Genomic DNA, 9,710 nt, shown 5'->3' on the forward strand with positions numbered 1-9,710 from the left:
TTCATCTCCTTACTGCGAGATGGTCAAAGCGGTTAAGAGCCTGTCACTGGCAGCTTGGAAGATTCGATGAATTTTCTCGTGATCCTCTTCAAAGGGAAGGGATAGAGAAATCTGCAATACACTTTCTGTGTATACAGACTCAAAGAAAATCGCTTTTCCTCCGTTTGCCTGTTCCTTCTTCCTGTCCAAAGCACCGATTTCATTTAAGCCTCCCTGCATTTCACCCAAGTAGTTAAACACGATTGGCAGTTGTTCAAGTCCCTTTTTTAGAATGTTGCTTGATTGCGGGTAAGCTGATTTCATTTCTTCGTTAAAGATCAGATTGAAGAAATTTAAATGATGATGTGTGGCAGTATCCAAGAGTTTCTGGATATCATTTTCGTAGGATATTCTCTCCTCCTTCAGGAGTAAGACGGGAATGTGGTCAATATATTCTCCCACCGATCCAAAGTAGTTCCGATCCCCATACTGTCGTCCATACTGTGTCAACCATAATGGAACTTCGGACTGTTCAAAATAGCTGCTCAAGAACTGGAATGCCATTTGCAACGAAATATCCCATAGGTTCACAGCCTCCTCCTGCGTTGGAACATCATGCAGGTTTAGATTCCAATGATATGAAGTAGGTGCTGCATAATTACACCCCAGCATCCGTTCATGGATACGACTATTATGATCCTCAAATGCCGGGAGCTTAAATTGCTCCACAATCTGCGGATCGCTGAGTCCTTGAGGACCTTGGCGGATATGAGCGACATATTCGTGATAATGGAATGTTTTAACTGTCTGACTTTGCTGTATATGATCGTATTCCTCCAGAAGCTGATTATGCAAAACTACACCACTCGTCGCATCAAAGATGATATGTGAGCATGGCAGTAGCAGTAAATGTTCCCGCAAATTCAAGCGAACCAGCATCATCCGGTATTGCAGAGCGTGTTTCTGCTCATATGGTTCAAAATAAAGATTCGACATGAGGGATGAAAGAAGCTGCTGTTGGGTCTGTACCGGATAGATCGAAAGATCCACACAAGGCAATGAAATATGCTCCGGTGTTTGCCGTACTTCCCATTCCCAGACTCCATCCGCGTGTACAAGCACACTTCTCAGTAATTCATGGCGATGAATTAACTGCCGAATCGCTGTATTCAGACGCCCCATATCCACGTATTGGTCCAACCGAACCACGGTGCCCGAGGAAGCCGGGTGCATCAAATGGTAATGCTGAGCAGGGGCCAGCGGGAAACGATAGATAGCCTCTGAGCTGAGTAGATGCTCATGCCAGCTAGCATTCATTTCAGCGATTTTTAAAATCCATTCTTCAGTCTGACGTTGGTGACTGTTTTCCTGTTCCTCGTCTGTTTGCTCCAGCTCTGTGTGCCCTGTTCTGACCCTTAGGCTGGCGTCTTCCTCACCCATCGGAACGATATAATGAGGATGGAGGTCGGAATGAACATGAGACGAGATTCCGGCGGTCATCTCGTCCACCTGATCTGCCCGGAAGGGATGCACATGCAGAAACAAGTAGTCGCGTTCATCATTAGGTACGAATTGAAGCATGGCCTGTACGCCAAAGGTTTCGCTAATCCATTGTTCAGCTTCCGTTACATCTGTAAGCAATGAAGTATCTTGCTTGGTGACAACTTTATCAAGGGATAACAGATCGGACAAGCTTCGAATGGTTTGATGTTGCAACACTTGGTGTATGCCGAGTGGAATACCTGATTCCTGTGCTTTGGAAACGAGCTGAATGGCCTTTAAAGAATGACCTCCAAGCTCAAAGAAGTTCTCGTCGATACTTACCTTTTCTACCCCAAGCACCGCCCGCCAGAGATTCGCCAATTGTTGTTCCACTTCATTTCTTGGAGCCACGTAAGCTATATCCGGGCTACTTGCCAATTCCGGCAGTGGCAGTGCCGTGCGGTCAATTTTACCGTTTGGTGTTAGTGGCATGGATTCCAGCTGCACAAAGTACGAAGGCACCATATAGTTAGGCAGCTTTTCACCCAGTAAGCTGCGTAACTCACTTGTACTCACTTCGCGCTCTGCCACATAGTACGCCACCAGTTGGTTTTGACCCTGCTCATCCTCATGGGATAGTACAATTACCTCTTGCACAGCCTCCACCTTCAGCAGGTTTGCCTCCACCTCGCCCAGTTCAATCCGGTACCCCCGGATTTTCACCTGATGGTCGATCCGGCCTAAGTGCTCAATGTTGCCGTCTGGCATCCATCTCGCCAAGTCCCCTGTGCGATACATCCGTTCATATCCTGCTTCTCCGTCCGTAAACGGATTAGGTATAAATTTCTCATCCGTGAGCTCCGGACGATGCAGATATCCACGTGCCAGCCCTTCCCCCGATACACACAATTCTCCAGCTACGCCCACAGGTGCCAGATGTCCATGCGCATCCACGATATATACCCGGTGATTCGGTACGGGACGTCCGATAGAAATCCGTTCATCCGCATTCGCATCCTCAGGCACCGGCCAGATCGTTGTGACAATTGAGTTTTCCGTTGGGCCGTATCCGTTATAATACGGAACCTGATCTTTCCATTGCTGTACAAGCTCTAATGAGGAGGCCGATCCGGCTGTAAACAGGATACGCAGACTCGACATCCGCTTCGGTTCCAGATACACCGCATACGTCGGTGGCAGCATGACTACGGTAATTTGGTGCTCTGCGGTATATTGTTCAAACCGCTCATAGTTTAAAATCGTCTCCATGGTCGGTACGTACAGTGTGGCTCCGCAGAACAGCGTTTGGAACACTTCCCAGCAAGCGACATCAAAGGAATAGCTGGCAAACATCAGGACATGATCCGACAAGCTCATGTGTAGGGTTTCATCAAAATAGGTTTTCAGATTGCATGGCCCGTGATGCTCGATCATAACGCCCTTCGGCTGGCCCGTCGTTCCTGAGGTATAAATCACATACGCCAGATCGTTCGGGCCAGACACTGGCTCCAGATTCGCCCCCTCTTCGTGATAGATCCCCTGTTCCCCATCCAGCACCAGTATCTTGCCGTCGAAGGCCACTTTTTCCACCAGATGGCTTTGTGTTAATAAGAGAGCTGTTCCCGAGTCGTCCAGCATGTAACGGATACGGTCCTCTGGATACGTTGGATCTAGAGGAACATACGCGCCTCCCGCTTTCATAATCCCGAGCATCCCCACGATCATATCCACCGAACGCTCCGTCATAATCCCCACCAAGCTGTCTGTTGTTACGCCGTGACTCCGCAAGGTACGAGCCAGTCGGTTTGCACGTTCATTCAGCTCGCGGTAGGTCAACTGTGCTCCTTCGAAGAACAATGCTGCCTGCTCCGGGGTCTGCGCCGCTTGCGCCTCGAACAAGCCGTGAATCGTCTGCTCGCTTGGATAGTCCGCTGCCGTATCTCCCCATACGCGCAGGATTTGCTCCCGTTCTGGCTCACTCAATACATCCAGCTCACGTACCGAAATATCCGGGTTAGCTACCACCTGTTTCAACAGTTCCATCAGATGACCCTGAATTTGCTCCACACTTTCGCGTTCAAATGCCAGCGCATTGTAGACAAAGCTCATGTGGATCGTGTTCCCCGGCAGGACCACCAGGTTAAAGTCATAGTTCGTCTGCTCGACGGACTCCACTCCCGTAATGCGGAAGCTGGATGCTTCCCCCTCACCCAACTGCTCGATTTGCTCCTCCATCGGGTAATTTTCAAAAATAAGGATATGGTTGATCAAATCCTGCTTCAGCTCCGACAGTCCCTGAATCTCATACAGCGGGTACGTATCATAGGCTTGGGAAGCGATGGATTGCTCCTGATTCTGCTTCATCACGTCCGAGAACAGACTGTCCTTATGACTGTGAATGCGTACAGGAATCGTGTTAATAAACAGACCGATGATATGCTCCACATTTGGAATCTCCGCCGGACGTCCGGATACGACGCTGCCGAACACCACATCATCCGTACCGTTATATTTTTGAAGCAACATGCCCCACACCGTCTGCATCAGCGTATTCATCGTCACCTGATAACGCTTGGCGATTTGCTGAATTCCAGCCGTTAGACCCGCGCCCAAATCAAAGTCCAGGCGCTTCGTCTGATAACCTGTTTTGCTCTGGATTTTGGCCTGTGGCAAACGAGACTGCTCCTCATATCCATCCAGATACCTGCTCCAATAGTTTGAAGCAGCCTGACGATCCTGTTGCTCCAGCCACTCAATATATTGGCTATATGGCGTTACAGGTCCCAGTTCCGGCTGTTTATGGGCGAGAATCGCAAAGTAACTCGCAAATACCTCATTAGTCACCAGCGACAAGCACCAGCCATCCATTAAAATATGGTGAAAGCTCCATACAAAACGATATGTTTTCTCAGCCGTACGCAAAATCGCGACACGCATCAAAGTATCCTCCGCTAGATCAAAGCCTCTCTGCTTGTCTTTGCGCGTATATTCGAGGATATAATCGTTCCGCTCTTCTTCCTCCATATCTCGCAAATCCTCTATATACAACTCACTGCGTTTATTCCGGTACACAACCTGCAGGGGCTCGTCCTTCCAGCCGCTATAAAAATTTGTCCGTAGTACAGAATGCCGCTGTACCAGCAGTTCCAGACTCGCTGTAAACGCAGCCAGATTTAAACATCCTTTCAGGTCAAAGGAGGACTGCTCAAAATAAGCACCCGATTGAGAATCCATCAAATTGTAAAACAACATCCCCTTCTGCATCGGTGTTAGTGCATATATATTCTCTACTTCTCCAACCGACTGCGTTTGTTCCACAATGGCATCCAATTGCTCCACGGTGAGTTCCTTAAGCAGTACGTCGCTAGGTGTTAGCTCCGTCCGTTCTCGAGATATGCAATGCCTGATCACTTCCTGTAAATTCTTCTTTAACAGATGAACCAGATCCTCTATCGTATCCTTGCAGAATGCCTTGCTATTATATTTAATCTTAAGCTCCAACCTGCCACCTGTTACCATTCCCCCCACGTCTAAAGCAGATTTCAGCTCAATTCGGTCGCTGAAATCTCTTCCAGACGAATAGGGTGAAGTGTGAATATCGCTATTTTGGAGATCCTGATCAAACTCTCCCAGATAGTTAAAGTTCACCTGTGGTTCAGGATGGCCCCCTTTTTGACCTGTTTTACTCAGATATCTCCAAATACTGTATCCGATGCCTTTATGAGGTATTTGACGTAGACCCTCTTTGACCTGTTTGATACGTCTCGACACGTCGGATTTCTCTCCAATATTCAACAAAACCGGATATTGACTTGTAAACCAACCAACCGTACGAGAAATATCAATGTCTGGTATAATGCTCTCCCGTCCGTGCCCTTCCAGATTTATAAAGATACTCTCATGGCCCGTCCAGGCATACAGCGTCATACCAAGAGCAGTCAACAGCAAATCGTTCACTTCCGTGCTATATGCATGATGCGCTTGTTTCAACAGTTGAACGGTCTCTTCCTCTGTGAGTTGCATTGTTACGGTGTCCATGTCGCGAATCATAAATCTGCCATCATGCTTATAATCCTCAGGTAATATAGCCTGATCAGAACTGATTACTTTGTCTAATTGCTCCCAGTACGCGCGTTCGCTCTCCATTGCCGGGCTGATTGCATAAACAGCCAATTTTTCAGACCAGGCACGGAAGGAGTCCGTCTTATCAGGCAAATGAATTGCTTCTCCATTCACAGCTTGCGCATAAGCAGTCGCGAAATCTTCAAACAAGATACGCCACGATACCCCATCCACTACCAAATGATGAATCACGATCAGCAAATGGTCACCATCCGCACAACGGAACAAACCGACTTTCATTAGTGGCCCTTCATTTAAAGAAATACTGCTTTGAATCTCATTGGCTTTAGCTTCAATTGCTTGGTTCAGCTCCGATCCAATGGGTATATCGTCGAAGTCCAACATATCAAGATGATATAGCTCACCTTCTTGCGTCCCCCGATTCCACGCTTCATAGCTATGCTCCGTTTTGCGGAACACCGTTCGCAGAATATCATGATGTTCCACCAGTTTTGTCAGTGTCAGGCGCAGTGCCGACTCGTTAAATCTCTGGTCCTGGTGTAGCATAACAGCCTGATTAAAGTGATGTGCAGCCGTTTCATCCAAATCTGCAAACCAATGTTGAATCGGCGTAAGCAGCACATTGCCCTTAATCTCACCCTGCTCGGCAGTTCTGACACCCGCCACACTCAAGTACGGAGCCAATTCTGACACACTCGGATGCTTAAACAATGTCTTCATATCCAGCTTGTAGCCTGCCTGAAGCAGACGTGAAGATACTTGAATCGCCTTGATCGAATCGCCGCCCAAATCGAAGAAATTTTCTAGCAAGCCAATTGGCTTCTTACCCAGTACGGTTTGCCAGATAGAAGCCAGAACCTGCTCTGCATCCGTTTGTGGAGCAACATATTCACTTCTACCCTGAAAATTTGTTTCCAGTGCTGGCAGTACTTTGCGATCAATTTTACCGTTCGGTGTCAGCGGCATGTTCTCCAGTTGTACGAAGTACGCAGGCACCATGTAGTTTGGCAGTTTCTCACCCAGTAAGCTGCGTAGCTCACCTGCATTCACTTCTCGCTCTGCCACATAGTAGGCGACCAGTTGGTTTTGCCCCTGCTCATCTGCACGTGCCAGCACGATGACCTCCTGCACATCTTCCACTTTCAAAATTTGCGCCTCGACCTCGCCCAACTCAATCCGGTACCCCCGGATTTTAACCTGATGGTCGATCCGGCCTAAGTGCTCAATGTTGCCGTCTGGCATCCATCTCGCCAAGTCACCTGTCCGGTACATGCGTTCATATCCTGCTTCTCCGTCCGTAAACGGATTAGGTATAAATTTCTCATCCGTGAGCTCCGGACGATGCAGATATCCACGTGCCAGCCCTTCCCCCGATACACACAATTCTCCAGCTACGCCCACAGGTGCCAGATGTCCATGCGCATCCACGATATATACCCGGTGATTCGGTACGGGACGTCCGATAGAAATCCGTTCATCCGCATTCGCATCCTCAGACACCGGCCAGATCGTTGTGACAATTGAGTTTTCCGTTGGGCCGTATCCGTTATAATACGGAACCTGATCCTTCCACTTGTACACCAGCTCTATCGACGATGCTGATCCGGCTGTGAACAGAATACGCAGGCTTGACATCCGTCCCGGCTCCAGATAGACCGCATAGGTCGGCGGCAAGGTTGCCACGGTAATGTGATGATCCGCCATATATTGCTCAAACCGCTCGTAGTTCAAAATCGTCTCTGACGTTGGCACGTATAACGTGGCTCCGCAGAACAGCGCCTGGAAGATTTCCCAGCAAGCCGCATCAAATGAATAGCTGGCAAACAACAGGATATGATCCGATATGCCAATATGCAGCGTCTGATCGAAATAGACTTTCAGGTTGCACAGTCCGTGATGCTCCAGCATAACGCCCTTCGGCTGGCCTGTGGTCCCTGATGTATAGATCACATAGGCCAAATCGTTCGGCCCGGATACAGGCTCCAGGTTTGAACCGTCCTCGTGATAGACCGCCTGCTCTCCATCCAAAACCAGCACCTTACCGTCAAAAGCTACGTTGCCCACCAGATGATTTTGCGTCAATAACAGCTCTGCCCCAGAGTCGTCCAGCATGTAGCGGATACGCTCTTCCGGATACGTCGGATCAATTGGCACATATGCTCCCCCGGCTTTCAAAATCCCGAAGATGCCTACGATCATATCCACCGAACGATCGGTTATGAGACCCACCAAACGATCGCTCGTCACTCCGTGACTACGCAGGGTACGGGCCAAACGGTTGGCGCGTTCGTTCAGCTCGCGGTAGCTCAGTTGCTCTCCCTCGCAGAACAATGCTGCCTGCTCCGGGGTCTGCGCCGCTTGCGCCTCGAACAAGCCGTGAATCGTCTGCTTGCTTGGATAGTCCGCTGCCGTATCTCCCCATACGCGCAGGATTTGCTCCCGTTCTGGCTCACTCAATACATCCAGCTCACGTACCGAAATATCCGGGTTAGCTACCACCTGTTTCAACAGTTCCATCAGATGACCCTGAATTTGCTCCACACTTTCGCGTTCAAATGCCAGCGCATTGTAGACAAAGCTCATGTGGATCGTGTTCCCCGGCAGGACCACCAGGTTAAAGTCATAGTTCGTCTGCTCGACGGACTCCACTCCCGTAATGCGGAAGCTGGATGCTTCCCCCTCACCCAACTGCTCGATTTGCTCCTCCATCGGGTAATTTTTAAAAATAAGGATATGGTTGATCAAATCCTGCTTCAGCTCCGACAGTCCCTGAATCTCATACAGCGGGTACGTATCATAGGCTTGGGAAGCGATGGATTGCTCCTGATTCTGCTTCATCACGTCCGAGAACAGACTGTCCTTATGACTGTGAATGCGTACAGGAATCGTGTTAATAAACAGACCGATGATATGCTCCACATTTGGAATCTCCGCCGGACGTCCGGATACGACGCTGCCGAACACCACATCATCCGTACCGTTATATTTTTGAAGCAACATGCCCCACACCGTCTGCATCAGCGTATTCATCGTCACCTGATAACGCTTGGCGATTTGCTGAATTCCAGCCGTTAGACCCGCGCCCAAATCAAAATCCAGACACTCCGCCTGATAACCTGTTTTGCTCTGGATTTTAACCTGTGGCAAACGGGCCTGTTCTTCATACCCATCCAGGTATGCGGTCCAGTAACGAGAAGCCTTCTGACGTTCTTGATACACTTTCAGTACATCCACTGTTTCTTCCACTGTAATCCATTCCAGCTCACTCAATGTGGTATCTGGGCTAGCCGTAATCACTTCAGCCAACCGTACAAAGTGGCGTGTGATCTGCTCAATTGTTTCCCGCTGGTACAGCGTGGTCGCATACTGCAATCCGAACTGTATTCCGGATTCTTCCTCTCTCGCTTCCAGCGTCAGGTCAAACTTCACTGGAGTTTGCTCTATATCGTATAGTCGGAAGCTCAGTTCTTTGAGCTTCAACTCGCTTTGCTCGGTGTTTTGCAGTACAAACATCGTATCGAAGATCGGATTCCGACTCATATCCCGCTTCACATTCAACTTGTCCACCAGGTTTTCAAATGGATAGTCCTGGTGCTCGTAGGCTTGTAAAGCCCGGATTTTCACATCTTCTAGAAAGCTGCGGAACGTCTGCTCTGCAGTCGGATAATTGCGTAGTGCCAGGGTTCCGACAAACATCCCAATGATGGGCTCAAGATCGGCATGTGGGCGTCCCGCAATTGGGGTGCCAACAATGATATCTTCCTGCCCTGTATATTGATATAGTAACGCTGTATAGGCCGCTAATAACACCATGTACAGCGTCGAACCTGTCTGTGCTGCCAGTTCTTTTAAGCGCTCGCTAACTTCACGCTCCAATCTGAATACAACCGTGTCGCCTGCTGTGCTCCGTACCGCCGGACGGGCAAAATCGGTTGGCAGGTTCAGCACAGGCAGATTGCCCCGGAAAGTATTGAGCCAATACGCTTCCTGACCTTCCATCCAATCCTGTTGCGCTTCACTTTGCTGCCATACGGCATAATCTTTGTATTGAATCCGTAGCGGTGGCAGCTCTTCATCGCTGTATAAGCGAGCAAATTCGCGAGTCAACACGCCCGTCGACACACCGTCCGAGATGATATGGTGCATATCGAGCATCAGCAAATACT

At 49.1% G+C, this 9,710-nt stretch carries 1 protein-coding gene; it reads right to left on the bottom strand.

Annotation, left to right across the window (positions count from 1 at the left end; genetic code table 11):
* Positions 1–9: 9 nt before the first annotated feature.
* A partial coding sequence (locus WA407_RS25695) for an amino acid adenylation domain-containing protein (protein WP_442952059.1) occupies positions 10–9,710 on the bottom strand: 9,701 nt, incomplete at its 5' end.

Origin of the sequence: Paenibacillus sp. 203, assembly GCF_037027525.1 — a bacterium.
Lineage (GTDB): Bacteria > Bacillota > Bacilli > Paenibacillales > Paenibacillaceae > Paenibacillus > Paenibacillus polymyxa_B.